The organism is Rathayibacter sp. AC451 (assembly GCF_979253095.1).
The window spans coordinates 682,762-709,381 of record NZ_CEEDBD010000001.1; the positions used below are offsets into that span (position 1 = coordinate 682,762).

A 26,620-nucleotide genomic window follows, 5' to 3' on the forward strand; every position below is an offset into this window, starting at 1 on the left:
GTCTATGATTGCTGACGAACACGGGAGTCCGGTGCACCGGACTGAGAGGAAGGCACGCAGCCTTCGACCGTCGAACCTGATCTGGGTCATGCCAGCGAAGGAACGTTTCGATCTCCTCTTCCTACCCGTGCCCTCCATTCGCTTCCACGAAAGGGCACGTCAGTGCAGAACTCCACCCTTCCCACCACCCGGCGCCGCGATCTCCGCTGGCGCGTCGTCGACATCGTCGTGGCGAGCGTCGTCGCCGTCGCGAGCGGCATCGTCTTCTGGGCCTGGGGCCTCGCGACCAACGTCCTCGGCCTCGCCTTCGAGTTCCTCCCCGGACTCGGCGGGATCCTCGGCGGCGGCTGGCTCTTCGCCGGCGTCCTGGGCGGCCTCATCATCCGCAAGCCCGGTGCCGCGCTCTACACCGAGCTCGTCGCCGCGGTCGTCTCCGCGCTGATCGGCACCCAGTGGGGCTACCTGGTCCTGCTGTCCGGACTGGTCCAGGGACTGGGCGCCGAGCTCATCTTCGCGCTCTTCCTGTACCGCAGCGGTCGGCCGATCGTGGCGCTGCTCGCCGGCGCCGGTGCGGGTCTCGCCCTCGCGATCAACGACCTGATCGTCTGGTACGCGGGTGTGGACGGACTCTTCGCCACCGTCTACATCGTCTCCTCGATCGTGTCCGGCATCGTCCTCGCGGGACTCCTGCCCTGGCTCGCCGTCCGTGGACTGGCCGCCTCCGGCGCCCTCGACCGCTTCGCCTCGGGGCGCGAGGGCAGGGTGATCGACGCAGCCGGCGCGGGCGCTCGATGAGCGGTGCCGCCGTCTCGGCCCGCGGCTGGAGCTGGCGGCACGCCGGGCGCTCGCGGTCGGCCGTGTCCGGGCTCGACCTCGAGATCGGGCCGGGGGAGCGCGTGCTGCTCCTCGGCCCCTCCGGTGCGGGCAAGAGCACTCTGCTGCACGCTCTCGCCGGAGTCCTCGGCGGCGAGGAGGACGGCGCGTCGGCCGGTGAGCTGACCCTCGACGGCGAGTCCCCCTCCGGCGCCGCGGGATGGCGGGTCTGGTGCTGCAGGATCCGGACACCCAGGCCGTGCTGGCGCGGGTGGGCGACGACGTCGGCTTCGCGTGCGAGAACCTCGGCGTCCCCGCGGCCGAGATCCTGGAGCGCGTCCGGCAGGCTCTCGAGGACGTCGGGCTCGACGTGCCGCTCGACCGCTCGACATCGGCTCTGTCGGGCGGGCAGAAGCAGCGGCTCGCCCTCGCGGGCGTGCTGGCCATGCGACCGAGGCTCCTCCTGCTGGACGAGCCGACGGCCAACCTCGATCCGGTCGGCGTCCGCGAGGTGCGCGACGCCGTCGAGCGGAGCACGGAGCGCTCGGGAGCGACCCTCGTCGTCGTCGAGCACCGCGTGGACGTCTGGATCGACCTCGTCGACCGGGTCGTGGTGCTGGGTGCGGACGGAACCGTGATCGCCGACGGCGCCCCCGCGACCGTGCTCGTCGACGCGCGCGAGGTGCTCGTCACGGCGGGGGTCTGGCTGCCGGGGGAGGTCCCGGCGCGCCGCGACGGCCCGGTGGGATCCACCGCGGCCGCGTTGCGCACCTCCGCCCTCGCGCTGGCGCGTCCGGTCTTCGGCGTGCGCCGTCCGCCCCTGATCGCCTCCGGACTCGATCTCGAGATCGCCGAGGGGCGGGTCACCGCCGTGCTGGGCCCCAACGGAGCGGGGAAGTCGACGCTCGCACTCACGCTCGCCGGGCTCCTGCCGCCCGCCGACGGGGAGGTCGTCGCCTCGGACGCGGTGCGTGCCGGAGCGTCACGGCACCCGCACCGCTGGCGCTCCGCCGAGCTCGCCGACCGCGTCGCGATGGTCTTCCAGGAGCCCGAGCACCAGTTCCTGACGGCGCGGGTGCGGCAGGAGCTGCACCTGGGCACGCGGAACGCGTCAGAGCGCGCCCGGGCCGACGCGATGCTCGACCGGCTCGGGCTGTCGACCCTGGCCGATGCCAACCCCTTCACCCTCTCCGGGGGCGAGAAGCGCCGGCTCGCCGTCGCCTCCGCCCTGGTGCGCCGCCCCGCGGTCGTCGTCCTCGACGAGCCGACCTTCGGCCAGGACCGCCGCACCTGGGACGTGGTGATCGACCTGCTGGCCGAGCTCCGCACCGAGGGCCGCGCGATCCTCGCCGTCACCCACGACGAGCACCTCGTGAGCGCCCTGGCCGACGCCGTCGTGCCGCTCGGTGCTCAGGAAGGAGTCCCGCGATGACGCTCCTCACGGCGCTCCCCGCCCGGGGGCGGATCGCTCGAGCGAATCCCGTCGCGAAGCTGCTCGCGAGCCTCGTGATCGCGGTCGTCCTCGTCCTCACCCTCGACTCGGTGTCGGCCGCGACCGCTCTGGCGCTCGAGCTGCTGGTCCTGCCCTTCGCGGGGCTGCGCCTCGGCGATCTCCTCCGCCGCACCGCGCCGGTGCTGATCGCCGCGCCCCTCGCGGGCATGACCACCGTCCTCTACGGTCGCGACAGCGGAGCCGTCCTAGCGGAGTTCCTGTTCGTGAGCGTCACCGAGGGGTCGCTGGCGCTCGGAGGGGCCATCACCCTGCGCGTGCTCGCGATCGGTCTGCCCAGCGTCGTGCTCATCGCGACCACCGACCCGACCGACCTCGCGGACGGTCTCGCGCAGATCCTCCGCCTCCCGTCGCGTTTTGTGCTCGGGGGCCTGGCGGGCATGCGGCTCGTCGGCCTCCTCGTCGAGGACTGGAGGACGCTGTCGATGGCGCGTCGCGCGCGCGGAGTGGCCGACGGGCGTGGTCCGATCCACGCCTTGCGCAGTCTCGCCGGTCGCACGTTCTCGCTGCTCGTCCTCGCCATCCGGCGGGGGGAGCAGGCTCGCGACGGCGATGGAGGCGAAGGGCTTCGGAGCGCAGACGCCCAGGACCTGGGCCCGGGTGTCCCGCTTCGGCGGCGGAGACGTGCTGCTGGTCCTGGGCGGAGTGGCGATCGCCGGCCTCGCCGTGACCGCGGCGCTGGTCGCCGGCACCTGGAGCTTCGTGCTCCGTGGCTGAGCGCCTGACGACGAGGACCGCGCGGGCGCTCGCGCGGCGTCTCGTGGACCGGCGCGCGAGGACCGTCCTCGTCGACGGCCCGAGCGGCTCGGGCAAGTCGACCTTCGCCCAGGACCTGCTCGGGCAGCTGCGAGCGGTGCCCGGAGCGCCCGACGCGGTGCTGGTGCGGATGGACGACCTCTACCCGGGATGGTCCGGGTTGGAGCGAGCCGTCGACGACGTCGCCCGTCGGCTCGTCCGCCCGCACGCGCTCCACGGAGGAGGGCGGTGGCGGCCCTGGAACTGGGCGAGCGGGACGTCCGGCGGGCCGGTGCAGGTGCGCGAGCGGCTCCTCCTCGTGGAGGGCTGCGGTACCGCGTCCACGGCGAGCAGGGCCGTCGCCGACCTGACCCTCTGGATCGAGACGGACGACGTCGAGCGGCGACGCCGTGCGCTCCGCCGCGACGGTGCGCTCTTCGAGGCGCACTGGGACGAGTGGGACGAGCAGTTCCGGCGCTACCGCGAGCGCGAGCGGCCGCACGAGGGTGCCGACCTGATCCTGGACAGCAGCGGCTGATCCCGCTCGGTCAGGCCCAGCCGAGCTTGTGCAGCCGGTCGTCGTCGATGCCGTAGAAGTGCGCGATCTCGTGGACGAGCGTCACGTGGATCTCGTCGCGCAACTCGTCCAGGGTCGCGCACGCGGCGAGGTGCGGCTCGCGGAACAGCACGATGCGGTCCGGCATCTCGCCGAAGCCGTAGCGCTCGCGCTCGGTGAGGGCGACTCCGTCGTAGACGCCGAGGAGATCGAGGGACCCGTCCTCGGGGCGGTCCTCCACCACGAACACCACGTTCTCGAGTCCGTCGACCATGTCGTCCGGCAGGGCGTCGAGCTCGGCGACCACGAGGCTCTCGAACGCGTCCTCGTCCAGATCGAGCATCGGCGCCTCCTGCTGAAGAAGAAGGGCCCGGAGTCGATGACTCCGGGCCCTCCTGGGGTGAGTAACGGGGCTCGAACCCGCGACCTCCTAGACCACAACCAGGCGCTCTGCCAACTGAGCTATACCCACCAGGACGGTGTTCCGAGAGGGTGTCCCTCTCGAAGCAACTGTACGAGACTACTACATCCGAGAGGCGAACTCGTCCACGACGGCGGCCGAGACGGCCTGCACGTCGGCGGTGGTCGGGCCGGGCTCGGCCACGAAGGCCGCCTTGCGGTAGTAGCGGAGCTCCCTGATGCTCTCGAGGATGTCGGCGAGGGCGCGGTGACCGCCGTGCTTCTTCGGCGCGTTGAAGTAGATCCGCGGGTACCAGCGGCGGGCGAGCTCCTTGATCGTCGACACGTCGACATTGCGGTAGTGCAGGTGCCCGTCGAGCCGCGGCATGAACTTGGCGAGGAACGCGCGGTCGGTGCCGATGGTGTTGCCGGCGAGCGGGGCGTGCTGCTCGCTCGGCACGTGCTTGAGGACGTACTCGAGCACCTGGTACTCGGCCTCGGCCACGCTCATCCCGGAGGGGATCTCCTCGAGCAGGCCCGAGGTCCGGTGCATGGTGCGGACGAAGTCGCCCATGCTCTCCAGCGCGGACGCGTCGGGCTTGATGACGATCGAGAGGCCCTCGTCGAGGGGCTCGAGGTCGAAGTCGGTGACGACGACGGCGATCTCGACGAGCTCGTCGACCGAGAGGTCGAGTCCCGTCATCTCGCAGTCGATCCACACAAGACGGTCGGGGGCGCTACTCATGCCGGGAAGTCTATCCGCGGGCGCCGACACGGCGGCCTCGAGCGCCTCGTAGGATCGACTCCCGTGATGACGCTCGTCTGCTGGATCCTGATCGCCAACGCCGTGTGGAACGCGGTGGTCTGGCCGCCGTTCCTCCGTCGGGTCCGCAAGGATCCGCGTGCGCGCGACGCCTCGGGGCGCGCGACGACGTTCCTCCGCGTCCACACGGTCCTCATCGGCGTCTCGCTGCTCCTGGCTGCGATCTCTCTCGTGGTCGGCGTCATCGGACTCGTCCAGGGCTGACCCGCTCCGCGTCGCTCGCGGTCCTCGTGGGCGACCCCGGGTACTCTGGAGGACGGACGCCCCCGTAGCTCAGCGGATAGAGCAGGAGCCTTCTAATCTCTTGGCCGCAGGTTCGATTCCTGCCGGGGGCACATCATCCGGGTCCGAGGATCCCCGAGCGGCGACCGCTCGAAGGGTCCGCGTCGCCGTGTCGTCTCGGCCGCGGCCCCGACCCCGGTCTGACGGCCGCCCGCGTCCCGTGCTGCCGGGTGCGGCCACTCCTGCCCCCTGAAGGGTGGCGTGAAGTCCACTTCGCGCTCTAACACACTGCGATTTCCGGGGCAACATCGGCGTGTTTTCGAGGTTTGACCGTTCTGCTTGTCTGGGGACACCTAGTCTGGGGGTGTCCGGAATTACAACGACGTAACGAACGGAGGTACGACCATGCTGCTCCTCGCCATTCTCGCTGGAATCGCGGTTGCGTGGACGATCATCGCGGCGCCCCTCGCCGTACTGGTCGGCCGGGTTGCGCGTGCACGTGACGCGCACAGCTGAAGACGTATGACCCGCACCAAGGAAAGGGCCCCGACCGCATCAGCGGTCGGGGCCCTTTCTGCAGGACGGGCGGTCAGTCCGCCGGACGCGCGGTGGCGGTGTTGCGGGCCTCGTCCGGACGGTCGTCGTCTGCGGGCACCGCGGCGGTCGGTGCAGCGGACTCCTGCTCGCGCTCGACCGGCGGGAGCTCCTCGACCGGGCGCTCGCGGGAGGGGACGTCGAGGCGGTCGACATCGGCCAGAAGTCGGCGCGTTTCGTCGTTCGCGGCGTTCTCGGACGCGGGCGGCAGGACGATCGTGGGCGGCGTGACCGGACGCTGGTAGTCGGTGGCACCCTCCGTCGATCCGACGACCACGGGACCGGCCGGAGTGGTCCTCTCGGGCTCCGGCGCCGCCGTACGGTTCGACGAGGGCGCGCTCGCGGCCTTCGGAGCCTCGCCCTTCGACGTCTCGCCCTTCGAGGTCTCCGAGAAGCGCCAGCGCTCGAGGTCCGCGAGGAACGCCTTCCGCGCCCGCCCGGGCTTGTCGCGCCACAGGACGAGACGATCGCGGAACTCGCCCACGCTCGCCTGGGTCTGGTAGCCGCCCGTCGCGGAGGAGTGCTTGAGATCGGCGAGTTCGTGGGCGGCCCAGTTGGCCGCGACTCCGGAGCCCTTGATGGGGAGCAGGCGCAGATGCGTCTCGGCCTGGGCCGACGCGCGGTCACTCAGGATGCGCTCCGACTGGCTGAGCACGTTCCAGGCGGAGGCATCCACGGCGGCATCGATGAGAGTCGCGATGACCGCGTTCTTGCGCTCGTGCTCCTGCTGCCGGATCAACCTGGCGATGGACGCCCGGAAGACGGCCGCCGTGATGACCACTCCGATCACCACCGCGAGCAGGATGATCGCGGCGAGGAACACCGACCGGTGCCCGTCCGTCGTCTGGATCCAGTTCACGAATTCGTTCCACCACTGCATGTGCCGAACGTTAGCCCGACCCTGCAACGGCGGGCCATCGCCGCGCCGACCGCCCGCCGATCGGCCGGATCATGCGACCCGGAAGACCTCGATCGCGTCATCGACGCTCCAGAACTCGCCCAGCTGGGCGCCGGCGGGCATCCCCGCTCGCAGCAGTCGCGCGCGGTACTTCTCGCCCTGCGGATCGTCGACCAGCTCGATGTGGCCGACGATCGCGCCGGAGGCGGTGCTCACCCGCCAGAGGCGCCCGTTCACCCTGGTCAGCCTCGGGGGAGTGCGGGTCGCGTGCAGAGTGGACAGGGACATCGGTTCCTCCTGCTCGGATCGGGGAGCACCCACCGGCCGAGGTGCTCTCGCAGACTACGAGCGACCACCGACATCCCCGCCGGTCCCCGGGGATCAGCGCAGAGCGGTCCCGTGCACGGCGAACTCCTCGATCGCGGCGGTCTCGGAGTCGGTCAGCGGCCCGGCTGCCAGGGCGGCGACGTTCTGCTCGAGTTGCGCGACGCTCGAGGCGCCGATCACCGCGCTCGTCACCGTCGGCACCCGGAGGACCCAGCTCAGCGCGAGCTGCGCGAGCGTCTGGCCGCGACCCTCCGCGATCGCGTTCAGCCCGCGCGCACGGGCGAGGTAGTCCTCGTCGATCCGGTCCGAGGAGAGGAAGCGCGAGGTCGCGGCGCGCGATCCGTCCGGAACGGTCCCGTCGAGGTAGCGGTCCGTCAGGAGACCCTGCGCCAGCGGGGAGAACACGATGCACCCGGTGCCGAGCTCGTCGAGGACGGGGAAGAGGCCGTCCTCGATGTGCCGGTCGAACATGGAGTAGCGGGGCTGGTGGATCAGGAGGGGCACCCCGCTGGCTGCGAGAGCGGCCTCGGCGGCACGGGTCTGCTCCGGGTCGTAGTTCGAGATGCCGACGTACAGGGCCTTGCCCTGCTGGACGGCGGAGGCGAGCGCCCCCATGGTCTCCTCGATCGGCGTCTCGGGATCCGGGCGGTGCGAGTAGAAGACGTCGACGTAGTCCACGCCGAGGCGCTCGAGGCTCTGATCGAGGGAGGAGAGCAGGTACTTGCGCGAGCCCCCGTCGCCGTACGGGCCGGGCCACATGTCGTAGCCGGCCTTGGACGAGAGGACGATCTCGTCGCGGTAGGGGCGCAGGTCCTCGGCGAAGATCCGGCCGAAGGCGGTCTCGGCGGCGCCGTAGGGCGGGCCGTAGTTGTTGGCCAGATCGAAGTGGGTGATGCCCAGATCGAAGGCGCGGCGCAGGATCGCGCGCTGGGTGTCGAGGGGGCGGTCGGATCCGAAGTTGTGCCAGAGGCCGAGAGAGAGGGCGGGCAGCTTGAGCCCGCTCCGTCCCACGCGTCGGTAGTCCATGGCGTCGTAGCGGTCGGGGGCGGCGTCGTAGCTCACTCCTGGACTCTATGCCAGCCGCCCGCGGCCGCGGAATGCCTCGACGCGGCAGGGTGTTTACTCAGGTGACGCGCCCGGCGCCCCGGACGCGTCGCCGCGACAGGAAGTGAGTCACACGCACATGCGCACATTCGTACTCGCCGGAGGATGCTTCTGGTGCCTCGACGCCGTCTACCGCGTCCTCGACGGGGTGAGCGACGTCGTCTCCGGCTACACCGGCGGATCCACCGTCGATCCCGACTACGAGGACGTCTGCACGGGCCGCACCGGCCACGCCGAGGCCGTCGCCGTCACGTTCGACCCGGACGTCATCCCGGAGCAGGTGATCCTGGACGTCTTCTTCACCCTCCACGACCCGCGTCAGCTCAACCGCCAGGGCAACGACGTCGGAACCCAGTACCGGTCGGCCATGTACTACTCCACCGACGAGGAGAAGGAACTGTTCGAGGCCGCCCGCGACCGCGCGTCGGAGTGGTGGGACGGCTCGATCGTCACCGAGATCTCGCCGCTCGGCGTCTACTACCCGGCCGAGGACTACCACCAGGACTTCTTCGCCAAGAACCCGGGCCAGGGCTACTGCCTCGCCGTCGCCCTCCCCAAGGTGAACAAGATCCGCAAGTCGTACTCGAAGTACATCACCGCCTCCTAGCGGTCCTCCCCAGGCGCTGATCCCGCCGCTTCTCCACAGACGGGCCCGTCTCCACCTCGGAGGCGGGCCCGTCGTCACGACACTGTCCTCACGGCATCCGGGCGGTACCAGCCCCCTCCGCCCGGGTGCCGCTCCGGTCGCGACCGCGACCACCGACGAGAGGACACACCATGACCGACACCCTCACGCTCATCGGAGTCATCGGCACCGATCCGCGCAGCATCGACACCGCGAACGGCACGACGATGGCGAGCTTCCGCCTCGCCTCGGCGCAGCGCCGCTACGACCGCGCCGAGCAGCGCTGGGTCGACGGCGCGACGAACTGGTACACGGTCAACGCCTTCAACGGGCTGGCGGGCAACGCGCTCGCCTCACTCGCCCGCGGCGACCGCGTGGTCGTCACCGGCCGGCTCACCGTGCGCTCCTGGGAGAGCGGGGGCAAGTCGGGGACCGACGTCGCGCTGACGGCCGAGGGCATCGGCCACGACCTCGCCTGGGGGACGACGCGGTACACCAAGACGGTCGGGCGCTCGGCTCCGGTGGCCGCTCCCACGGCTCCCGAAGCGTGGAGCGAGGAGGCGCCGAAGGCGGCCGGAGGGCCGGCGGGCGGGGACTGGGGAGCGGCGACCTCTCCGACCGAGCCCTCGGTAGAATCGGTCGACGCCCCGTTCTGAGCGGTGCGTCCGGCGCGAGATGCGCAGCCGTCGGAGGGAGCCGAGTGAGCACACGGATCGCGGTCGCCGATCGGGCAGGGCGTTTCGCCGCCGTCGTCGCGGCCGGTCTGCTCCTGGCGGGCTGCACCGCACCGGCCGCCCCCGAGCAGCCCTCGGGGTCGTCCTCGCCGCAGTCGACGAGCGAGGCCCCGCAGGCGCCCGCGGCCGCGGCGCTCGTCCCCGGCGGCACCGCCGAGGAGAACCTCCCCTACTTCGAGCAGGTCATCGACGCGGTCGTCGCGGCGGACGCCGAGGCGCCCGGCACGAGTGTCGTGGATGCTCTCGTCGCCGGCGGCTTCGCGAAGGAGTCGATGCAGCTCACCGCCGACGAGACGTCGATCGGCCTGGATGCGGACACCGTCGTCGTCTCGGTGAAGCTGGGCGAGTCGTGCCTCCTCGGGCAGTACGGGCCCAAGAGCGACGGGGTCCACGCCGTCGTCGCGGCACCCATCGCCACGGGCGCCTGCCTGGTCGGTCGGACGGTCCCGCTCCAGGGCTGATCCGCGCGCTCCCAGCCGGTACCCTGGAGTCGGCCCGGGCCTCCGGTCACGCCTGCGCGCGCTGACGAACGGAGGCCGACGTCCGGCCGAGGATCTCCCGGTCACGGGGTGGGTCCGGCGGAACGCGGGGCTCGAGAACGTACGAGCGGTTGAGGGACAGAAGTGGCTGAATACATTTACTCGATGGTGCGCGCCCGCAAGGCGGTCGGCGACAAGCTGATCCTGGACGACGTCACGATGTCGTTCCTGCCGGGCGCGAAGATCGGCGTGGTCGGCCCGAACGGCGCCGGCAAGTCGACGATCCTCAAGATCATGGCCGGGCTCGACACCCCGAGCAACGGCGAGGCGCGGCTGAGCCCGGGCTACTCCGTCGGCATCCTCATGCAGGAGCCCGAGCTCGACGAGACGAAGACCGTGCTCGAGAACGTCCAGGAGGGCGTGGGCGAGATCAAGGGCAAGATCGACCGGTTCAACGAGATCTCGCTGGCCATGGCCGATCCGGACGCCGACTTCGACACTCTGCTGGCCGAGATGGGGACCCTCCAGGAGGCCATCGACGCCGCCGACGCGTGGGACCTCGACTCCCAGCTCGAGCAGGCGATGGACGCACTGCGCACGCCCCCGGGCGACTCGGTCGTCACGAACCTCTCCGGAGGCGAGAAGCGCCGAGTGGCGCTGACCAAGCTCCTCCTGCAGAAGCCCGACCTGCTGCTGCTCGACGAGCCCACCAACCACCTCGACGCCGAGAGCGTGCTCTGGCTCGAGCAGTTCCTGTCGAAGTACCCCGGCGCCGTCCTGGCCGTGACCCACGACCGGTACTTCCTCGACAACGTCGCGGAGTGGATCGCCGAGGTCGACCGCGGCCACCTCTACCCCTACGAGGGCAACTACTCGACCTACCTCGAGAAGAAGCGCGCTCGCCTGGAGGTCCAGGGCAAGAAGGACGCCAAGCTCGCCAAGCGCCTCACCACCGAACTCGAGTGGGTCCGCAGCAACGCGAAGGGCCGTCAGGCCAAGTCCAAGGCGCGCCTCGCCCGCTACGAGGAGATGGCGTCGGAGGCCGAGAAGACGCGCGTGCTCGACTTCGAGGAGATCGTGATCCCCGTCGGGCCCCGCCTCGGCGCGCAGGTCATCGACGCGAAGAAGCTGCACAAGTCGTTCGGCGAGCGCGTGCTCATCGACGACCTCAGCTTCACCCTCCCGCGCAACGGCATCGTCGGCGTCATCGGCCCGAACGGCGTGGGCAAGACGACGCTCTTCAAGACGATCGTCGGCTTCGAGCCCCTCGACGGCGGCGACCTGAAGATCGGCGAGACGGTCGACATCTCGTACGTCGACCAGAGCCGCGGCGGCATCGACCCCAACAAGAACCTGTGGGAGGTCGTCTCGGACGGGCACGACTACATCACGGTCGGGAAGACCGAGATCCCCTCGCGCGCCTACGTCTCGCAGTTCGGCTTCAAGGGCCCGGACCAGCAGAAGAAGGCGGGCGTCCTCTCCGGTGGAGAGCGCAACCGCCTCAATCTCGCGCTGACCCTCAAGCAGGGAGGCAACCTGCTCCTGCTCGACGAGCCCACCAACGACCTCGACGTCGAGACCCTGGGCAGCCTCGAGAACGCTCTGCTGGAGTTCCCGGGCTGCGCCGTGGTCATCACCCACGACCGGTGGTTCCTGGACCGGATCGCGACCCACATCCTGTCCTACGAGGGCACGGAGGAGGACCCGGCGAACTGGTACTGGTTCGAGGGCAACTTCGAGGCGTACGAGGAGAACAAGATCGAGCGCCTCGGCCCCGACGCCGCGAAGCCGCACCGCTCCGCCTACCGCAAGCTCACGCGCGACTGATGCGCCTGCACGTCGCCATCCCCCTGCGCTGGTCGGACTTCGACGCCTACGCGCACGTCAACAACGCCGAGATGCTGCGCCTGCTCGAGGAGGCGCGCATCCAGGCCTTCTGGCGGCCGGACTCCCCGGGCACGGCGGGGATGGCGACGGCGGTGCTCGATGCGCGACCCGGCGCGCGCACGATCAGCCTGATCGCCCGTCAGGAGATCGAGTACCTCGCTCCGATCCCGTACATGCGTGCCCCGCTCGACATCGAGATGTGGATCGGGCGGATGGGAGGCGCCAGCCTCGAGATCTGCTACGAGCTGTACTCGCCCGCCGGCGTCGAGCCCCGGGTGCTCTACACCAAGGCCGCGACCACGCTCGTCATGGTGACCGCGGCGACCGGACGGCCGGAGCGCATCCCCGACGAGCTGCGCGAGGTCTGGGCGCCGTACGTCGACGAGCCCGCGCAGTTCTCGAAGCGCGGCTGAGCGCGCGCGTCCCGCTCAGTGCAGCGGGACGCGCACCATGCCCTCCTGGGCGACGCTCGCGACAAGCAGGCCGTTGCGGGAGTAGATGCGGCCGAGCGAGAGCCCTCGGCCGCCCGATGCGCTGGGCGCCTCCTGGACGTAGAGCAGCCACTCGTCGACCCGGGCCGGACGGTGCCACCACATCGCGTGGTCCAGGCTGGCGATCCGCAACCCCGGGGTGACCCACGCCGCGCCGTGCCGACGGAGGGTCGACTCCAGGATCGTGTAGTCGCTCGCGTACGCGAGAGCCGCGCGGTGCAGCATCGGGTCGTCCGGCAGCGCGCCGAGGGAGCGCATCCAGACGCTCTGGTGCGCGACGCGATCCGGGTCGGCGCGCAGGTAGACGGGCTGCTCGACGTGACGCACGTCGAACGGCCGCTGGGTCGCCCAGAAGCTGCCGACCGGGTGGTCGACGCCCGCCAGGACGTCGGCCGTGCTCGGGAGCGACTCCGGATCGGGCACGCCCTCGGGCATCGGGGCCTGGTGGTCCAGCCCTTCGTCCTCCGTCTGGAAGGACGCGATCATCGAGAGGATCGGCGCACCGTTCTGGTAGGCCTGCGTGCGCCGGGTGCAGAACGAGCGTCCGTCGTGGATCCGGTCGACCGAGAAGGTGATGGGGGAGGTTCACATCGCCGGGACGGAGGAAGTAGCCGTGCATCGAGTGCACGCTGCGCTCCTGGACGGTCCGACCGGCCGCGATCAGCGACTGCGCGAGGACCTGGCCCCGAAGACGCGCCCCTCGGGCATCCACTGCGACGGACCCGTGAAGATGTCCTCGCTGGTCCGCGCCCCCGTGTCCGTCAGATCGAGCGCGGTGAGGAACGAGGACAGGGGATCGGGCACGGTGCCTCCGGATGTCGGCGGGTGGGTCGAGCGGCGAGGTAAGTTTATCGATGCGATGACTGCGTCCTTCTCCCTCGCCGATCCGCCCAGCCTCTCGGATCTGCGGGTCTTCCTCGGCCGATCCGCCCGCGTCGACGACGGCGCGGTGCGGCTCGTCGCCGACGATCACGTCCTGGCCGCCTACACCGCGATCCTGCAGCCCCGCGGGATCCTCGACCGCTCCTCGACGGTCCTCGGGCTCCGCGTGTTCGCGCTCGAGCAGCCCGCCGGCTTCGACCGGGTGATCCCGATCCGCGCCCTCTCGGACCGCCTCGCGCGCCTGCAGTGGGAGCCGGGCGGAGCCGACGGCAAGCCGGTGACGCTGCCCGACGGCGACGACGCGACCGCGGGCGCCTGGGCCGGCATCGCGCCGCCCCGCGGCGGCTGGCTGCGACGGGAGCCGGTCGATCCGGTGTTCCTCGAGAAGGTGGCGCGCGACGGCATCGACGAGATCGCGGCGGCCGTGGGCTCGGCGACCGGTGAGCAGATCGTCGGCCGCGTGCGCTCCTCGGTCTGGGGACGACCGCTCGACGGGCTGGAGGACGTGCCGGCCGGCGCTGCCTTCGCGCTCTTCGCGCTGGGCTTCCTCGGTGCCGACGACCCGGTCGCCCTTCTCCGAGAGCGGTCCGTGGCGGCGCCTCACCTCGCGTCGGGGGCACGTGCTGGTCCGCACCCCCGCGTAGTCCGGCCTACTCCTCGAAGGTGTTGACCATGGCGTGCGCGGCGCGCTCCAGGTAGTCCCACAGCAGAGCGTCGTCCGCCGGTGCCAGCTCGAGCTCGTCGACCGCGACGCGCATGTGCAGGAGCCACCGATCGCGGGCCTCCGGATTCACGCGGAACGGCTGATGGCGCATCCTCAGCCGCGGGTGCCCGCGCTCCTGGCTGTAGGCCGTCGGCCCGCCCCAGTACTGCTCGAGGAAGCCGGTCAGGCGCTGGATCGCCCCCTCGAGGTCGTGCTCGGGGTACATCGGCCAGAGCACGTCGTCCTCGCGCACGCCCTCGTAGAACCGGCGCACCAGGCGCTCGAAGGTCGGACGGCCGCCCACGTGCTCCCAGAAGCTCCGGAGCGGTGGTGTGCCGCCGATCTGCAGTCCGCTCACGAGCGGGGTCCTTCCGTCGGGGGGTGGCGTCGCCGTCGCGGGGACGCGGGCGCAGAGCGCGGGGGAGCCGGACGGGCTTGCCGTGCTCCGTGGTGACGGTGGGCGACGGGGTGGTCCGCGGCGGCTTCGCACCGCCGACGCTGGTCGCCCCCTCGAAGCCGCTCAGCACGACAGCGTTCAGCGACGGCAGCTTCACGTCGAGGGCGTCGAGCGCCCGCTTCAGCCGCAGTCGCAGCTCGCGCGCGACGTCGTCCTTGGCGGTCGTGCGCGTCTTGATCACGAGGCGCACCACGAGGGCGTCGTCGGCGATCGACTCCAGGCCCCAGAGCTCGGGCTTGTCGATGATGCGCGCGCGCCAGCGGCTGCTGGCCGCGAGTTCGTTCGCTGTGGCCAGGACGGTGCTCTGCACCTGCTCCAGATCCGTCTCGTACGGCACGGCGAGATCGATGATGACGCGCGACCAGCCCTGCGACATGTTGCCGACCCGCGTGATCTCGCCGTTGCGGACGAACCACAGTGTGCCGTTGACGTCGCGGATCTGCGTGATGCGGACGCCCACGGCCTCGACGACTCCGGTCGCCTGCCCCGTGTCCACGACGTCTCCCACGCCGAGCTGATCCTCCGCGACCATGAACAGGCCGTTGAGCACGTCCTTGACGATGTTCTGGGCGCCGAAGCCCAGGCCGGCGCCGAGCGCCGCGGTCAGCAGGGCGAACGAGCCGATCAGCGATTGGTCGATCGTGTTGACGATCATCACAAGCGCGATGACGACGATCAGGATCGAGCTGATGTTGTTCAGGATCGAGCCGAGGGTGCGGGTGCGCTGCACGACGCGGACGGCGGCGAGCGGCGAGGCCGCGATCGACTGGGTGTCCTCGACGCGCTGGCGCCTCTTCACGCCCGAGACGATCTGGTCGACGACGCGGCCGACGAGGAAGTGCGCGATGACCCTGGCGATCAGGGCCCCGAGCACGATCGCGAGGACCGCGACGCTCTTCCAGAAGACGGGGGTGTCGAAGAACGAGATGGTGGCGGAGACGGGATTCGGGGTGGAGGTCTCGAAGAGCAGCATGACCCGTCCAGGCTACGCGACGCCTCCTGACCGGTCCCGTGGTCCCGGCCCCCGGATCGCGGGAGGTGTATAGATTCGAGGACAGGGCCGGAGCACGGCCCGCTGAGGGAAGGACCTCCGTTGCTGCACTCGACCCGGACCCCCGCCGACAAGCGCCGGCTCTTCCGCGAGCGTCTGGCCACGGGCGAGCTGCTCCAGCTGCCCGGCGCGTTCACCCCGCTGTCGGCCCGCCTGATCCAGGAGAAGGGCTTCGACGGCGTCTACGTGTCGGGGGCGGTGCTGTCGGCCGAGCTCGGACTGCCGGACATCGGTCTCACGACACTGTCGGAGGTGGCAGATCGCGGGCAGCAGATCGCCCGGATGACCGACCTGCCCGTCCTGGTCGACGCCGACACGGGCTTCGGCGAGCCGCTGAACGTCGCCCGCACCGTGCAGATGCTCGAGGACGCTGGAGTCGCCGGTCTGCACATCGAGGACCAGGTCAATCCGAAGCGGTGCGGGCACCTCGACGGCAAGGCGGTCGTCGACGAGAGCACCTCCGTCCGCCGCATCGCGGCCGCGGTCGACGCGCGTCGCGATCCGGACCTCGTCATCATGGCGCGCACGGACATCCGGGCGCTCGAGGGCCTGCAGTCGGCGATCGACCGGGCGAAGCGCCTGGTCGACGCGGGAGCGGACGCGATCTTCCCCGAGGCCATGCGCGATCTCAGCGAGTTCGAGGCCGTGCGCGCCGCCGTGGACGTGCCCGTGCTCGCGAACATGACCGAGTTCGGCAAGAGCGAGCTCTTCACCACGCAGCAGCTCGCCGACGTGGGGGTCAGCATCGTGATCTACCCCGTGTCGCTCCTGCGCATCGCGATGGGCGCGGCGATGAGAGCGCTCGACGCGCTGAAGGCCGAGGGATCGCTCCGCTCGGAGGTGCCGCGGATGCAGACCCGGGCCGAGCTCTACGAGCTGCTCGACTACGAGGCCTACGGGCGGTTCGACGACGGCGTCTTCGACTTCAGCCTGGCCGACCACTACGGCGCCTGAGCGCCCGCACTCCCCGGCGCAGCGCCGCGCCGGGTCCGTCTCGCGAAGGAGCGACGCATGAGCACGACGAGTCAGGACATCAGGAAGGGGCTCGCGGGGGTCGTGGTCGACACCACGGCGATCTCGAAGGTGGACCCGGAGTCGAACTCCCTGCTCTACCGCGGGTACCCCGTGCAGGAGCTCGCCGCCTCGCGATCGTTCGAGGACGTCGCCTGGCTCCTCTGGCACGGCGAGCTGCCCGCCCCGGACGAGTCGGCAGCGCTCTCGGCGCTCGAGCGCTCGCACCGCGCCCTGGATCCGGCCGTCCGGTCGGTCGTCGACCTGCTGCCGCTCGGCGCCCATCCGATGGACGTCGTGCGCACCGCGGTGAGCGTCCTCGGCACGCTCGATCCGGAGCCGGACGCCTCCGGCCCGGAGGAGATCCTGGAGCGCTCGGTGCGGCTCTGGGCCGCTCTGCCCGGGATCGTCGCGTACGCCCAGCGGCGGCGGCGCGGACAGGAGCCCGTCCCTCCGCGCGACGACCTCGACTACTGCCGGAACTTCCTCTGGACGACCTTCGGCGAGATCCCGGACGACGTGGTGGTCGACGCGTTCCGCGTCTCGCTGATCCTCTACGCCGAGCACTCGTTCAACGCCTCGACCTTCACCGCCCGGGTCGTGACCTCGACGCTGTCCGATCTGCACTCCGCCGTGACGGCCGCGATCGGGGCGCTGAAGGGCCCGCTGCACGGCGGCGCGAACGAGGCGGTGCTGCACGTCCTCGACGAGATCGGAGTCGGACCGGACTCCCGCGCCCGGTCCGAGGAGTGGCTCTCGACGGTGCTCGCCGCCCGGGGCAAGGTGATGGGCTTCGGGCACCGGGTCTACAAGTCGGGGGACTCCCGCGTGCCGACGATGGACGCCGCGATGCGCCGACTCGCCGAGCACGAGGGCCGGACCGACCTGGTCGAGCTGTACGACGCCCTCGCCGAGGCGATGGCGGAGCGGACCGGGATCCTGCCGAACCTCGACTACCCCTCCGGCCCGGCGTACCGGCTGATGGGCTTCGACACCGCGGTCTTCACTCCGCTGTTCGTCGCCGCCCGGGTCGTGGGCTGGACCGCGCACGTCATCGAGCAGCGCGGTGCCAACGCGCTGATCCGGCCGCTCTCGCAGTACGACGGCGAGCCCCGCCGAGCGGTGCCGGAGCAGTAGGCACGACGGAGGGGGCGCCGGATCGCTCCGACGCCCCCTCCGGGGCCGATCAGCTCCTGCCGGGATCAGCGCGCGTCGCGCTCCTGGGCCCGGAGCGCCCGCTCGACGCCCGCCAGGTTCTCGATCACCAGACGGCGCAGCGCCGGGACCTCGGGGTTCGCGTCGAGCCACTCCCGAGTGGCGTCGACGATCGCCTGAGAGGGCTCAGCGGCCGGGTAGAAGCCGACGACGAGGTACTCGGCGATCTTGTAGCTCTTCGCCTCCCACAGCGACCGGAGGGCTCCGAAGTAGACCGGCACCATCGGGTCGAGCAGACGCGGGTCGGCCGTGCGCTGGAAGCCCAGGCCGGTCGACCGGACGATCGTGTTCGGTGCGGAGTCGTCGGTCGTGACCGACTCCCAGGCCGCGCGCTTGGCCTCGGCCGTGGGCAGGGCGGCGCGGGCGTGCGCGGCCGACTGCTGTCCGGTCGCCGTGTTGTCGGCAGCCAGCGCGGAGTCGATCTCGTCGGTGCCCGCGCGACCGCCGGCGACGAGCGCGATCAGGAGCTCCCACGAGAGGTCCGTGTCGATCTCGAGGCCCTCGAGCGCGGCGGCTCCGCTGCGGAGAGAATCGACAGCGTCGAGGTGAGTCGGCGTCGAGGCCACGGCCGCGAAGAACTTGACGAACTGGAACTGGGCGTCGCTCCCGGCCGCGGCGCTCTGCGCCAGGCTCCAGAGCCGGTCGCCGACCTCCGCGACGGTCGTCTCGCGGTGCTCGGGGGCCACGTACTGCGTGGCGGTCGTGACCAGCTGGCCGAGCACGGTGCGCAGCGTGGTCGACTCCGTCTCGGTGGCGATGTTGCCCAGCACCAGGCGGACGAAGTCGCGCGGAGCGGACTCGGCGTCGCGCGTCGCGTCCCAGGCGGACCCCCAGACCAGCGAGCGCGCGAGCGGGCTCTCGATGCTCGCGAGGTGCTCGATCGCGACGGCGAGCGAGGCGTCGTCGAGACGGATCTTCGCGTACGCCAGGTCGTCGTCGTTCAGAAGCACGAGAGCGGGACGCGTGCGTCCGATGAGCTCCGGAACCTCGGTCCGCTCGCCGTCGACGTCGAGCTCGAGGCGGTCGACACGCACGAGACGGTCGCCCTCGAAGTCGTAGAGGCCGATCGCGAGGCGGTGCGGGCGGATCGTCGGGTACTCCTCGACGGCGCTCTGCAGGATCGCGAAGGAGGCGATGGAGCCGGACTCGTCGACGACGATCTCGGGGCGGAGCGTGTTGACGCCGGCCGTCTCGAGCCACTGCGCCGACCACTCCGACAGGTCGCGGCCGCTCGTGGCCTCCAGCTCGACCAGCAGGTCGTTCAGCTCGGTGTTCGAGAAGGCGTGCTTGACGAAGTACTCGTGCACTCCGGCGAGGAACTCCTCCTCGCCGACCCAGGCCACCAGCTGCTTCAGCACCGAGGCGCCCTTGGCGTAGGTGATGCCGTCGAAGTTGACCTGCACGTCCTCGAGGTCGTTGATGGTCGCGACGATCGGGTGGGTGGAGGGGAGCTGGTCCTGCCGGTAGGCCCAGCTCTTCTCCATGGCGGCGAAGGTCGTCCACGCCTCGGTCCACTCCGTCGCCTCGGCGGTCGCGAGAGTGGAGGCGTACTCGGCGAACGACTCGTTCAGCCAGAGGTCGTTCCACCACTTCATCGTGACGAGGTCGCCGAACCACATGTGCGCGAGCTCGTGCAGGATCGTGACGACCCGGCGCTCCTTGATCGCGTCGGTGACCTTCGAGCGGAACACGTACGTCTCGGTGAACGTGACGGCTCCGGCGTTCTCCATCGCTCCGGCGTTGAACTCGGGGACGAAGAGCTGGTCGTACTTGTCGAACGGGTACGGGACCCCGAACTTCTCCTCGTAGAAGGCGAAGCCCTGCTTGGTCTTCTCGAAGACGTAGTCGGCGTCGAGGTGCGGCGCGAGCGAGGCGCGGGCGAAGACGCCCAGCGGCACCGTGCGGCCGTCGGAGGAGACGAGCGAGTCGCGCTCCACGACGTACGGGCCCGCGATGAGGGCGGTGATGTAGGACGAGATGCGCGGGGTGGGCTCGAAGCTCCAGGTCGCGGTTCCCTCGCCGGCCGGGACCGGCTCGGGCGTCGGCTGGTTCGAGACGACCTGCCAGGCGGAGGGCGCGGTGACCGTGAAGCGGAACGCCGCCTTGAGGTCGGGCTGCTCGAACACGGCGAACATGCGCCGCGAGTCCGGCACCTCGAACTGCGAGTACAGGTACACCTCGCCGTCGACGGGGTCGACGAAGCGGTGCAGGCCCTCGCCGGTGTTCGTGTACAGCGCGTCGGCGACGACGGTGAGCTCGTTCTCGGCCGCGAGCGAGTCGAGGCGGATGCGGACGCCGTCGGCGACGTCGGCGGGGTCGAGCTCGACGCCGTTCAGCACCACCGAGTGGACCGCGCTCGTGATCGCGTCGATGAAGGACGAGGCGCCCTCGCTCGCGGTGAAGCGCACGGTCGTCGTGCTGAGGAACGTCTCGGCTCCCCGGGTGAGGTCGAGGGTGACGTCGTAGTCGATGACCTGGATCAGCGAAGCGCGCTCCTGCGCTTCGGTCCGGGTGAGGTTGTCTCCTGGCACGGGGTGCTCCATCCGTTCGTCTCGGGCGCGGCCGGTGGGCGCCGGGGTGCGGGCGCCGACGATCCAGCCTAGGGCCGCAGCGCCCGGTCGCACCCGAGCGGCGCTCAGGCGCACCGAGGGCGCGGACGGCGGCGTAACGTGAGGGCATGACCTCCGTGGATTTCTGGTTCGACCCCCTCCTGCCCCTGGGCCTGGATGACCTCCGCTTCGTCGACGAGGTGACTCCGGCCCGTGACCTCGACGTCACGTGGCGCATCATGAGCCTCGCGGTCCTGAACGAGGACAAGGACGTCGACGACTCGTACCGCAGCTTCCTCCCGCGGGCGCTGCGCTACACGCGCCTCGTCGCCGCCGTGGGCGAGCGCGAGGGCCGCGAGAAGGTCAAGCCGCTCTACGACGCGCTGGGCACCCGGATCCACGTGGGCGGCCGCACCGACGTCGATGCCGTCATCGCGGAGTCCCTCCAGGAGCTCGGGCTGCCCGTCGGGCTGGCCTCCTACGCGGACTCCGACGAGTACGACGCCCCGATGCGCGCCTCGCACTTCGAGGGCATCGACCGTGTCGGCCAGGACGTCGGCACCCCCGTCATCGCCATCGGAGACGTCGCCTTCTTCGGGCCCGTCCTCTCGCCCGCTCCGCGCGGCGAGCAGGCGCTGACCCTCTGGGACGGCATCGTCGCCGCCGCCTCGTACGACGGCTTCTTCGAGCTCAAGCGCTCGCGGACCCGCGACCCGCAGTTCGACTGAGGTCCGCCGCCCTCCCCGGGCGGTACTCTGACTCCCGGCCCGCTCGAGCGGGCATCGATTCGGCACTCTCAAAGGACGAGCGCGTGCGCATCCACATCGCAACGGACCACGCCGGGCTGGACTTCAGCCGGCACCTGATCGAGCACCTCGGTGCGGCCGGGCACGAGGTCGTCGACCACGGCCCGACGTCGTACGACCCGCTCGACGACTACCCCTCGTTCTGCATCAACGCCGCCGCCGCGGTCGTCCGCGACCAGGAGGCCGGCGTCCAGGCGCTCGGAGTCGTCTTCGGCGGTTCCGGGAACGGCGAGCAGATCGCCGCGAACAAGGTCGCCGGCGTCCGCGCCGCCCTGGTCTGGAACCTCAGCACCGCCGTGCTCGCCCGCCAGCACAACGACGCCAACGTGATCTCGATCGGCGCGCGCCAGCACACCGTCGACGAGGCCACGGGCTTCATCGACGCGTTCGTCGCCGAGCCCTTCACCTTCGAGGAGCGCCACGTGCGCCGCATCGCCCAGCTCGCCGAGTACGAGGCGACCGGCGACATCGTCGGCCGCGTCGTCGACTCGAGCGCGAAGAGCCTCTAGGTGCCGGAGGGCCACTCCGTCCACCGCATCGCGCTCCAGTTCGAGCGCGACCTGGTCGGGCACGCCGTCGCGGTGAGCAGTCCGCAGGGCCGCTTCGCCGAGGGCGCCGCCGTTCTCGACGGGCGGACGGTCCTGGAGTCCACGGCGGTCGGCAAGCACCTCCTGCTGCGCTTCGACGGCGATCTGCTCCTGCACGTCCATCTCGGCCTCTACGGGGCCTGGGACTTCCTCGGGCACGTCTCGCCGCTCTTCCCCGACGGGAAGGCGGGCAGCAGCATCGGAGCTCCGCGGCGACGCCGCGCGGTCCGCCTCTCCGAGACCGAGCACGAGACCGACACCGATCTCGACGAGTTCCCGCCTCCGCCGATCGGGGCCGTCCGTGTGCGCCTGCAGACGGAGGAGACGGTCGCCGACCTCCGCGGCCCGACAGCCTGCGAGGTGATGGACCCGTCGCAGGTCGAGACGCTGCTCGCGCGCCTGGGCCCCGACCCGGCCGCGGACGACTCCGACGCCGCCCGCGACCGCTTCGTGACGAGGCTGCGCAAGACCGCGACCCCGGTCGGCCTCGTGCTGATGGATCAATCCGTCGTCAGCGGCATCGGCAACATCTACCGGGCGGAGCTGCTCTACCGCGCGGCCCTCGACCCCCACACTCCCGGCAAGCAGGTGCCGCTCGAGCTCGCGAACGAGCTCTGGGCCGACTGGGCGCTGCTTCTGGAGGACGGGATCCGCACGGGGATGATGATCACCCGGCGCGGGCTCACCGCGTCGGAGCGCTCGAAGGCCGTCCGCAGCCGCGCGGAGCGCAACTACGTCTACAAGCGGGAAGGGCTGCCCTGCCGGGTCTGCGGCACGAACGTCCTGCTCGAGGAGATCGGCGCGCGCAAGCTCTACTGGTGCCCGGTGTGCCAGTCGTGAGCGAGACGGACGCGCGATGAGCGCACCGCTGCTCCTGCGCGGAGCGAGACTGCTCGGCTCGGCGGAGCCCGTCGACGTCCTGGTGCGAGAGGGCCGGATCGACGCGGTCGGGGCCGTCGACGACCCGGCCGCCGAAGTCCACGAGCTCGACGGCCGCTGGCTCCTGCCGGGACTCTGGGACGAGCACGTGCACTTCTCCCAGTGGTCCATGACAGCGCCGCGGCTGGACGTCTCGAGCGCCGGCACCGCGGACGACGTCGTCGCGGCGGTCCGCGATCGTCTCGCCGTGTCGCCCGCCGGGGCGGTGTCGACCCTCGTCGGCTTCGGCTACCGGGACGGTCTGTGGCCCGATGTCCCGTCGACCGCCCTGCTGGACCTGGTCGCTCCCGACCGCCCGGTGGTGCTGGTGGGCGGGGACCTCCACTCGGCCTGGCTGAACTCGGCCGCCCTCCGCCGCTACTCGGTGCCGTGGACGGACGACCTCCTGCGCGAGGAGGCGTGCTTCGAACTCGTGGCGGCGCTCGGCGCGATGACGGACGCGGCGCTCGACGACCTGGTCGACGCAGCGGCCCGGCAGGCCGCCTCGCGCGGAGTCGTCGGTGTCGTCGATCTCGAGATGCGGTGGAACATCGGCGACTGGCCGCGTCGCGTCGCACAGGGCATCCGGTCCCTCCGAGTGGAGACGGGCGTCTACCGCGACGACCTCGATCGGGCGATCGAGGCGGGGCTGCGGACCGGCGACGAGCTCGTCGGGGGAGAGGGCCTTCTCCGGATGGGTCCGCTCAAGGTCCTGATTGACGGCTCCCTCAACACCCGGACGGCGTACTGCGACCACCCCTACCCCGGCGCCGACGGCGGCCGCGGGGTCCTGACCGTCGACCCCGACGAGCTCGACGCCCTCCTGCACCGCGCCGTGGCCGCCGGGATCCGCCCGACCGTGCACGCCATCGGCGATGCGGCGGCCTCGCTCGCACTCGACGCGCTCGGCCGGGTCGGCGGCGGGCGGATCGAGCACGCGCAGCTGCTGGCGGACGTCGACATCCCGCGGTTCGCCCGCCTCGGCGTCGTCGCCGGAGTGCAGCCCGAGCACGCTCTCGACGACCGCGACGTCGCCGACCGCTACTGGGCGGGGCGCACCGGGCGGGCGTTCGCGCTGCGGTCGCTGATCGACTCCGGAGCGACCGTCGTGCTCGGCTCCGACGCGCCCGTGGCTCCGCTTGACCCGTGGGTCGCGATGGCGGCTGCCGTGGCCAGGGCCCGGCCCGGCGACGAGCCCTGGCATCCCGAGCAGCGGCTGAGCGTGCAGGAGGCGATCACCGCCTCCACCCGGGTGCGCCGGCTGCAGCCGCAGGCGGGGGATGTCGCGGATCTGGTCGTCGTCGAGCGCGATCCGCTCACGGCCACCCCCGAGGAGCTGCGCGGGATGCCCGTCACGGCCACCCTCCTGGCCGGGCGCTTCACGCACGGGAGCTGAGAGCGCGAACGCCGACGGCCCGCCGATCCGAGGATCGAGCGGGCCGTGGAGGCGGTGAGGGAGCGGGGCTCAGCTCTCGCTGACGTGGGCGAAGAGGAACCAGCGGTCCTTCTCGAGGCCGCGGCCGATCTCGATGGCGACGTCCTGGCTGCTCGCGTCGATCTCGGCGAGCTCGGCGATGGCGGTGTTGACCGTGGCGATCGCGACGTCCATCTGGGTGATGATCTCGACGATGGCGTTCTCGGAGCGCTGGAAGCCGGGGGTGAGCGGCTGCGTCCTCGTCGCGGAGGCGACGGTCTGGATGCGGGCGTCGACCGGGAGTCCGAGGGCGACGACGCGCTCCGCCGCGAGGTCGGCCCACTCGATCGAGTGGGCGACGATCGTGTCGAGGAGCTCGTGGACCCCGATGAAGTTGGCACCGCGGACGTGCCAGTGCGCCTGCTTGCCGTTGACGGCCAGCGCGGTCATCTCGACGACGACGGGGCTGAGGAACTGAGCGACTCCGGATGCGACATCCGGGTTCGACGAGGTGAGCGACGTGACGGATGCAGTGGACATCGATCGGGTCCTTTCGAGAGGGGGTGACTGATCGTCAACTGTACGCCGCAGCCGCGCCGCCGCAAGGAAGCGGAGGCTCCGCTAACGCGGGTGAAGGACAGGCTGGCCTGGGCTTCAGGGGCCGTCCCTCGGCACGCAACGGGGGTCCGCCCCCGGGTCCACGCGACGTCGCGCCGATACGCTCGAAGACGCGCTCCGCTCCGAGGTCGGGCGCGGAGGAGGTCGGATGAGCGCCGCGACGACACCGCTCGCGGAGGCGACCCGCGCGTACCTCCGTCTGTGGCGCGACGTGCCGAGGGAGGCCCTCGCGCTCGTGATCGCCGTCCCGTTCACCCTCGCAGGAGCGCTCGCGGTCGGTCTCGCCCTGGTCGCGGCGCTGGGACTGATCGGCGTGCTGATCGGGCTGGTCTTCCTCCCGGTCGCCCTGATCGTCGCCCGCTTCTTCGCGCGCGGGACCCGGGGGATCAACCGGATCGCCGGCCGGCCCGACATCCCCGAGCCGCGCACGCGTCGGGCCCCGCCCGGTGTCCCTCCCGCGACCCACGCTCTCTACGGGCCGGTCATCGACGGCCACTACTGGCTCGCGCTGCTGCACGCACTGGTCGTCGCTCCTCTGCTGGCCGTCGTGTTCGGCGCCGTCCTCGCCCTCTGGACCTGGGCCGGCGTCGGCACCCTGGTGTCGGCGCTGGACGGCTCGGGTGCGGGCTCGGCCACCGCTGCCCGCTGGATCGCCTCGCGAGCGGCCTCGCTGCTCGGAGTGCCGGAGCCGCCGGCCGTGCTCGTGACCCTCGCGGCGATCGCGGTGGTCGTTCTCTTCGTCTCGACGCTCCCCTTCGCCACCCGCGGTCTCACCCTCGCGCGGTACCTCGTCGACCGGCTCCTGCTCGGCCCCTGGGGATCGGAGGCGCTCCAGCGCGAGGTCGAGGAGCTGAGCGCCTCGCGCGGCGCCGCGGTCGCCGCCGAGGACCGGGAGCTGCGTCGACTCGAGCGCGACATCCACGACGGACCGCAGCAGCGCCTCATCCGCGTCCAGATGGATCTGGCCTCGGCGGAGCGCCGTGTCGTGTCGGATCCGGAGTCGGCCGTCGCACTCCTCGCGCAGGCCCGCGAGCACGTGCGCACCGCGCTCGACGAGCTGCGTGCGCTGTCCCGGGGAGTGGCGCCGCCGATCCTGCAGGACCGCGGATTCGAGGCCGCCGTGCACTCCCTCGCCGCACTCAGCCCGGTGCCGGTGGACGTCCTGGTCGACCGCCCGGTCGAGGGAGTGCCGCCGGAGGTCGAGCGCAGCGTCTACTTCGTCGTCGCCGAGCTGCTCGCCAACGCGACGAAGCACGCCTCCGCGCAGCGGGTGCGCGTCCACCTCGACGTGCGCGAGGCGCGCACGACCGGCGAGCGGTGGCTCGACGCGTGGGTGATCGATGACGGAGTCGGCGGCGCGGGCGCCGTGCCCGGTCACGGTCTCGAGGGCGTCGAGGGAAGGCTTCGGGGACTTCGCGGCGTGCTGCGCGTGGACTCGCCGATCGGGGGAGGGACGACCATCGGGGTCCATGTGCCCTTCCGGGCGCGGGACGCCGCGAGCCCGGGCTGACGGATCCGCCGCCCTAGGCTGAGGGAGTGCCCTCCTCCTCCGTGATCCGCGTCGCCGTCGCCGAGGACTCCGTCCTCCTGCGCGAAGGGCTCGTCCGCCTCTTCGAGGACGCGGGTCTCTCCGTCGTCGGTTCGTTCGGGGACGCCGAGGGCCTCGTCGCCCGGCTCGCCGAGGACCCCGCGTCCATCGATGTGGCGGTCCTCGACGTGCGGATGCCGCCGACCTTCCGCGACGAGGGCGTGCGCGCCGCGATCGGGATCCGCAGCGCCCACCCCTCGGTCGCCGTGCTGCTCCTGAGCCAGTACGTCGAGGTGACCTACGCGCACGAGCTCCTCGGATCGGGGGAGGGCGGTTTGGGCTACCTCCTCAAGGACAGGGTCGCGTCGGTCGACGAGCTGCGCGACGCCGTCGAGCGCGTCGCGGCGGGCGGGACGGTCCTGGATCCGCACGTCGTCGCCTCCCTCCTGCAGCGCCAGCGCGATCCCCTCGCCTCGCTGACCCCGCGCGAGCGCGAGGTGCTCGAGGCGATGGCCCAGGGGCGCACGAACGCGGGCATCGCCTCCTCCCTCTTCATCGGAGTGGGCGCGGTCGAGAAGAACGTCACGGCGATCTTCCAGAAGCTCGGCCTGGAGGACTCCGGGTCGGACCACCGGCGGGTCCTGGCCGTGCTGGCCTGGCTCCGCGCCGGTCGCTGACGGGCGG

25 protein-coding genes, 2 tRNA genes, 4 pseudogenes and 1 riboswitch are annotated in these 26,620 nt (G+C 71.5%); of the genes and pseudogenes, 20 read left to right on the forward strand and 11 right to left on the reverse strand.

The features are described 5' to 3' along the window. Nucleotides 1-11 precede the first annotated feature (11 nt). A riboswitch (TPP riboswitch) is annotated at nucleotides 12-120 on the forward strand. A 42-nt stretch (nucleotides 121-162) separates the two neighbouring features. The 4 genes and pseudogenes from AC0CID_RS03205 (at nucleotide 163) to AC0CID_RS03220 (ending at nucleotide 3,596) form a co-directional block, all read left to right on the forward strand. Beyond that, on the forward strand, nucleotides 163-795 hold the full coding sequence (locus AC0CID_RS03205) for an ECF transporter S component (protein ID WP_207405565.1): 633 nt from the start codon (nucleotides 163-165) through the stop codon (nucleotides 793-795). Next, nucleotides 792-2,245: pseudogene (locus tag AC0CID_RS03210) on the forward strand (ABC transporter ATP-binding protein). The gene AC0CID_RS03205 and the pseudogene AC0CID_RS03210 overlap by 4 nt, the downstream one beginning before the upstream one ends. After that, nucleotides 2,242-3,040, forward strand: a pseudogene (locus tag AC0CID_RS03215) (energy-coupling factor transporter transmembrane component T family protein). The pseudogenes AC0CID_RS03210 and AC0CID_RS03215 overlap by 4 nt, the downstream one beginning before the upstream one ends. Further along, on the forward strand, nucleotides 3,033-3,596 hold the full coding sequence (locus tag AC0CID_RS03220; protein ID WP_465225769.1) for a nucleoside/nucleotide kinase family protein: 564 nt from the start codon (nucleotides 3,033-3,035) through the stop codon (nucleotides 3,594-3,596). The pseudogene AC0CID_RS03215 and the gene AC0CID_RS03220 overlap by 8 nt, the downstream one beginning before the upstream one ends. Nucleotides 3,597-3,606: 10 nt before the next feature. On the opposite strand, the gene AC0CID_RS03225 is transcribed toward AC0CID_RS03220, so the two are convergent. From AC0CID_RS03225 to orn, 3 genes are all read right to left on the reverse strand, one after another. Next, nucleotides 3,607-3,957 (reverse strand): metallopeptidase family protein, encoded by a 351-nt coding sequence (locus AC0CID_RS03225; RefSeq protein ID WP_465225770.1) that lies wholly within the window; start codon nucleotides 3,955-3,957, stop codon nucleotides 3,607-3,609. A 53-nt stretch (nucleotides 3,958-4,010) separates the two neighbouring features. Next, nucleotides 4,011-4,086, reverse strand: a tRNA-His gene (locus tag AC0CID_RS03230). A 51-nt stretch (nucleotides 4,087-4,137) separates the two neighbouring features. Further along, entirely contained in the window at nucleotides 4,138-4,758 is a 621-nt protein-coding gene (gene orn / locus AC0CID_RS03235) for an oligoribonuclease (protein WP_207405575.1), read from the reverse strand. A gap of 66 nt (nucleotides 4,759-4,824) precedes the next feature. On the opposite strand from orn, the gene AC0CID_RS03240 reads away from it, so the two are divergent. Then, nucleotides 4,825-5,040, forward strand: a complete 216-nt coding sequence (locus tag AC0CID_RS03240; protein WP_374070676.1) for an SCO4848 family membrane protein — start codon at nucleotides 4,825-4,827, stop codon at nucleotides 5,038-5,040. 58 nt (nucleotides 5,041-5,098) lie between these two features. Next, nucleotides 5,099-5,171: transfer RNA gene (locus AC0CID_RS03245), tRNA-Arg, on the forward strand. Nucleotides 5,172-5,647: 476 nt separating this feature from the next. Here AC0CID_RS03245 and AC0CID_RS03250 read toward each other — a convergent pair. From AC0CID_RS03250 to AC0CID_RS03260, 3 genes are all read right to left on the reverse strand, one after another. Further along, a complete protein-coding gene (locus AC0CID_RS03250; RefSeq protein ID WP_465225771.1) occupies nucleotides 5,648-6,532 on the reverse strand; it encodes a hypothetical protein in 885 nt (294 codons plus the stop codon). A gap of 69 nt (nucleotides 6,533-6,601) precedes the next feature. Then, complete coding sequence (locus AC0CID_RS03255; protein ID WP_207405581.1) at nucleotides 6,602-6,838, reverse strand: hypothetical protein; 237 nt, start codon at nucleotides 6,836-6,838, stop codon at nucleotides 6,602-6,604. A 93-nt stretch (nucleotides 6,839-6,931) separates the two neighbouring features. Further along, nucleotides 6,932-7,939, reverse strand: coding sequence for an aldo/keto reductase (locus tag AC0CID_RS03260; protein ID WP_465225772.1), 1,008 nt, complete (start codon nucleotides 7,937-7,939; stop codon nucleotides 6,932-6,934). A gap of 121 nt (nucleotides 7,940-8,060) precedes the next feature. On the opposite strand from AC0CID_RS03260, the gene msrA reads away from it, so the two are divergent. From msrA to AC0CID_RS03285, 5 genes are all read left to right on the forward strand, one after another. Continuing rightward, a complete protein-coding gene (gene msrA, locus AC0CID_RS03265) occupies nucleotides 8,061-8,588 on the forward strand; it encodes a peptide-methionine (S)-S-oxide reductase MsrA (protein ID WP_055792452.1) in 528 nt (175 codons plus the stop codon). Nucleotides 8,589-8,758: 170 nt separating this feature from the next. After that, nucleotides 8,759-9,262 (forward strand): single-stranded DNA-binding protein, encoded by a 504-nt coding sequence (locus AC0CID_RS03270; RefSeq protein ID WP_465225773.1) that lies wholly within the window; start codon nucleotides 8,759-8,761, stop codon nucleotides 9,260-9,262. A gap of 44 nt (nucleotides 9,263-9,306) precedes the next feature. Further along, on the forward strand, nucleotides 9,307-9,801 hold the full coding sequence (locus AC0CID_RS03275; protein ID WP_465225774.1) for a DUF6993 domain-containing protein: 495 nt from the start codon (nucleotides 9,307-9,309) through the stop codon (nucleotides 9,799-9,801). A gap of 162 nt (nucleotides 9,802-9,963) precedes the next feature. Further along, complete coding sequence (ettA, locus tag AC0CID_RS03280; protein WP_465225775.1) at nucleotides 9,964-11,646, forward strand: energy-dependent translational throttle protein EttA; 1,683 nt, start codon at nucleotides 9,964-9,966, stop codon at nucleotides 11,644-11,646. After that, nucleotides 11,646-12,119, forward strand: coding sequence for an acyl-CoA thioesterase (locus AC0CID_RS03285; protein WP_465225776.1), 474 nt, complete (start codon nucleotides 11,646-11,648; stop codon nucleotides 12,117-12,119). Before ettA ends, AC0CID_RS03285 begins: the two co-directional genes overlap by 1 nt. A gap of 15 nt (nucleotides 12,120-12,134) precedes the next feature. Here the strand turns inward: AC0CID_RS03285 and AC0CID_RS03290 are convergent. Then, nucleotides 12,135-13,001: pseudogene (locus AC0CID_RS03290) on the reverse strand (acyl-CoA thioesterase). A gap of 55 nt (nucleotides 13,002-13,056) precedes the next feature. Between AC0CID_RS03290 and AC0CID_RS03295 the strand changes: the two are divergent. Next, complete coding sequence (locus AC0CID_RS03295; RefSeq protein WP_465225777.1) at nucleotides 13,057-13,749, forward strand: DUF8185 domain-containing protein; 693 nt, start codon at nucleotides 13,057-13,059, stop codon at nucleotides 13,747-13,749. Here the strand turns inward: AC0CID_RS03295 and AC0CID_RS03300 are convergent. Continuing rightward, nucleotides 13,730-14,140 carry a globin gene (locus AC0CID_RS03300; RefSeq protein ID WP_307786158.1) on the reverse strand — a complete coding sequence of 137 codons (411 nt, stop codon included), beginning with the start codon at nucleotides 14,138-14,140 and terminating at the stop codon, nucleotides 13,730-13,732. The two genes, AC0CID_RS03295 and AC0CID_RS03300, sit on opposite strands and share 20 nt — an antisense overlap. 529 nt (nucleotides 14,141-14,669) lie before the next feature. After that, nucleotides 14,670-15,212: pseudogene (locus AC0CID_RS03305) on the reverse strand (mechanosensitive ion channel family protein); the annotation flags it as partial. Nucleotides 15,213-15,332: 120 nt separating this feature from the next. On the opposite strand from AC0CID_RS03305, the gene prpB reads away from it, so the two are divergent. Next, nucleotides 15,333-16,244: a methylisocitrate lyase gene (gene prpB, locus AC0CID_RS03310; RefSeq protein ID WP_465225778.1), complete on the forward strand. Its 912-nt coding sequence runs from the start codon at nucleotides 15,333-15,335 to the stop codon at nucleotides 16,242-16,244. A 57-nt stretch (nucleotides 16,245-16,301) separates the two neighbouring features. Further along, nucleotides 16,302-17,438, forward strand: coding sequence for a bifunctional 2-methylcitrate synthase/citrate synthase (locus tag AC0CID_RS03315; protein WP_465225779.1), 1,137 nt, complete (start codon nucleotides 16,302-16,304; stop codon nucleotides 17,436-17,438). 65 nt (nucleotides 17,439-17,503) lie between these two features. On the opposite strand, the gene pepN is transcribed toward AC0CID_RS03315, so the two are convergent. Further along, nucleotides 17,504-20,047 carry an aminopeptidase N gene (gene pepN, locus AC0CID_RS03320; RefSeq protein WP_465225780.1) on the reverse strand — a complete coding sequence of 848 codons (2,544 nt, stop codon included), beginning with the start codon at nucleotides 20,045-20,047 and terminating at the stop codon, nucleotides 17,504-17,506. A gap of 146 nt (nucleotides 20,048-20,193) precedes the next feature. Between pepN and AC0CID_RS03325 the strand changes: the two genes are divergently transcribed. From AC0CID_RS03325 to AC0CID_RS03340, 4 genes are all read left to right on the forward strand, one after another. Next, nucleotides 20,194-20,793 (forward strand): mycothiol-dependent nitroreductase Rv2466c family protein, encoded by a 600-nt coding sequence (locus AC0CID_RS03325; RefSeq protein ID WP_465225781.1) that lies wholly within the window; start codon nucleotides 20,194-20,196, stop codon nucleotides 20,791-20,793. Nucleotides 20,794-20,876: 83 nt separating this feature from the next. Continuing rightward, a complete protein-coding gene (locus AC0CID_RS03330) occupies nucleotides 20,877-21,380 on the forward strand; it encodes a ribose-5-phosphate isomerase (RefSeq protein WP_207405608.1) in 504 nt (167 codons plus the stop codon). Beyond that, nucleotides 21,381-22,298, forward strand: a complete 918-nt coding sequence (locus AC0CID_RS03335) for an Fpg/Nei family DNA glycosylase (protein ID WP_465225782.1) — start codon at nucleotides 21,381-21,383, stop codon at nucleotides 22,296-22,298. A gap of 16 nt (nucleotides 22,299-22,314) precedes the next feature. Beyond that, nucleotides 22,315-23,772, forward strand: a complete 1,458-nt coding sequence (locus tag AC0CID_RS03340; RefSeq protein ID WP_465225783.1) for an amidohydrolase — start codon at nucleotides 22,315-22,317, stop codon at nucleotides 23,770-23,772. A 69-nt stretch (nucleotides 23,773-23,841) separates the two neighbouring features. On the opposite strand, the gene AC0CID_RS03345 is transcribed toward AC0CID_RS03340, so the two are convergent. Next, nucleotides 23,842-24,330: a Dps family protein gene (locus tag AC0CID_RS03345; RefSeq protein WP_055792411.1), complete on the reverse strand. Its 489-nt coding sequence runs from the start codon at nucleotides 24,328-24,330 to the stop codon at nucleotides 23,842-23,844. Between the two features lie 226 nt (nucleotides 24,331-24,556). Between AC0CID_RS03345 and AC0CID_RS03350 the strand changes: the two genes are divergently transcribed. Beyond that, nucleotides 24,557-25,918, forward strand: a complete 1,362-nt coding sequence (locus tag AC0CID_RS03350) for a sensor histidine kinase (RefSeq protein WP_465225784.1) — start codon at nucleotides 24,557-24,559, stop codon at nucleotides 25,916-25,918. A 26-nt stretch (nucleotides 25,919-25,944) separates the two neighbouring features. Continuing rightward, nucleotides 25,945-26,613: a response regulator transcription factor gene (locus AC0CID_RS03355; RefSeq protein ID WP_465225785.1), complete on the forward strand. Its 669-nt coding sequence runs from the start codon at nucleotides 25,945-25,947 to the stop codon at nucleotides 26,611-26,613. Nucleotides 26,614-26,620: the final 7 nt, after the last annotated feature.

What these genes read in the sequence shown, in the direction of transcription:
- AC0CID_RS03225 (WP_465225770.1), bottom strand. Translation starts at nt 3,957, where the DNA reads ATGCTCGATCTGGACGAGGACGCGTTCGAGAGCCTCGTGGTCGCCGAG.
- orn (WP_207405575.1), bottom strand. Translation starts at nt 4,758, where the DNA reads ATGAGTAGCGCCCCCGACCGTCTTGTGTGGATCGACTGCGAGATGACG.
- AC0CID_RS03240 (WP_374070676.1), top strand. Translation starts at nt 4,825, where the DNA reads ATGACGCTCGTCTGCTGGATCCTGATCGCCAACGCCGTGTGGAACGCG.
- AC0CID_RS03250 (WP_465225771.1), bottom strand. Translation starts at nt 6,532, where the DNA reads ATGCAGTGGTGGAACGAATTCGTGAACTGGATCCAGACGACGGACGGG.
- AC0CID_RS03255 (WP_207405581.1), bottom strand. Translation starts at nt 6,838, where the DNA reads ATGTCCCTGTCCACTCTGCACGCGACCCGCACTCCCCCGAGGCTGACC.
- msrA (WP_055792452.1), top strand. Translation starts at nt 8,061, where the DNA reads ATGCGCACATTCGTACTCGCCGGAGGATGCTTCTGGTGCCTCGACGCC.
- AC0CID_RS03270 (WP_465225773.1), top strand. Translation starts at nt 8,759, where the DNA reads ATGACCGACACCCTCACGCTCATCGGAGTCATCGGCACCGATCCGCGC.
- AC0CID_RS03285 (WP_465225776.1), top strand. Translation starts at nt 11,646, where the DNA reads ATGCGCCTGCACGTCGCCATCCCCCTGCGCTGGTCGGACTTCGACGCC.
- AC0CID_RS03295 (WP_465225777.1), top strand. Translation starts at nt 13,057, where the DNA reads ATGACTGCGTCCTTCTCCCTCGCCGATCCGCCCAGCCTCTCGGATCTG.
- AC0CID_RS03315 (WP_465225779.1), top strand. Translation starts at nt 16,302, where the DNA reads ATGAGCACGACGAGTCAGGACATCAGGAAGGGGCTCGCGGGGGTCGTG.
- AC0CID_RS03325 (WP_465225781.1), top strand. Translation starts at nt 20,194, where the DNA reads ATGACCTCCGTGGATTTCTGGTTCGACCCCCTCCTGCCCCTGGGCCTG.
- AC0CID_RS03340 (WP_465225783.1), top strand. Translation starts at nt 22,315, where the DNA reads ATGAGCGCACCGCTGCTCCTGCGCGGAGCGAGACTGCTCGGCTCGGCG.
- AC0CID_RS03345 (WP_055792411.1), bottom strand. Translation starts at nt 24,330, where the DNA reads ATGTCCACTGCATCCGTCACGTCGCTCACCTCGTCGAACCCGGATGTC.
- AC0CID_RS03350 (WP_465225784.1), top strand. Translation starts at nt 24,557, where the DNA reads ATGAGCGCCGCGACGACACCGCTCGCGGAGGCGACCCGCGCGTACCTC.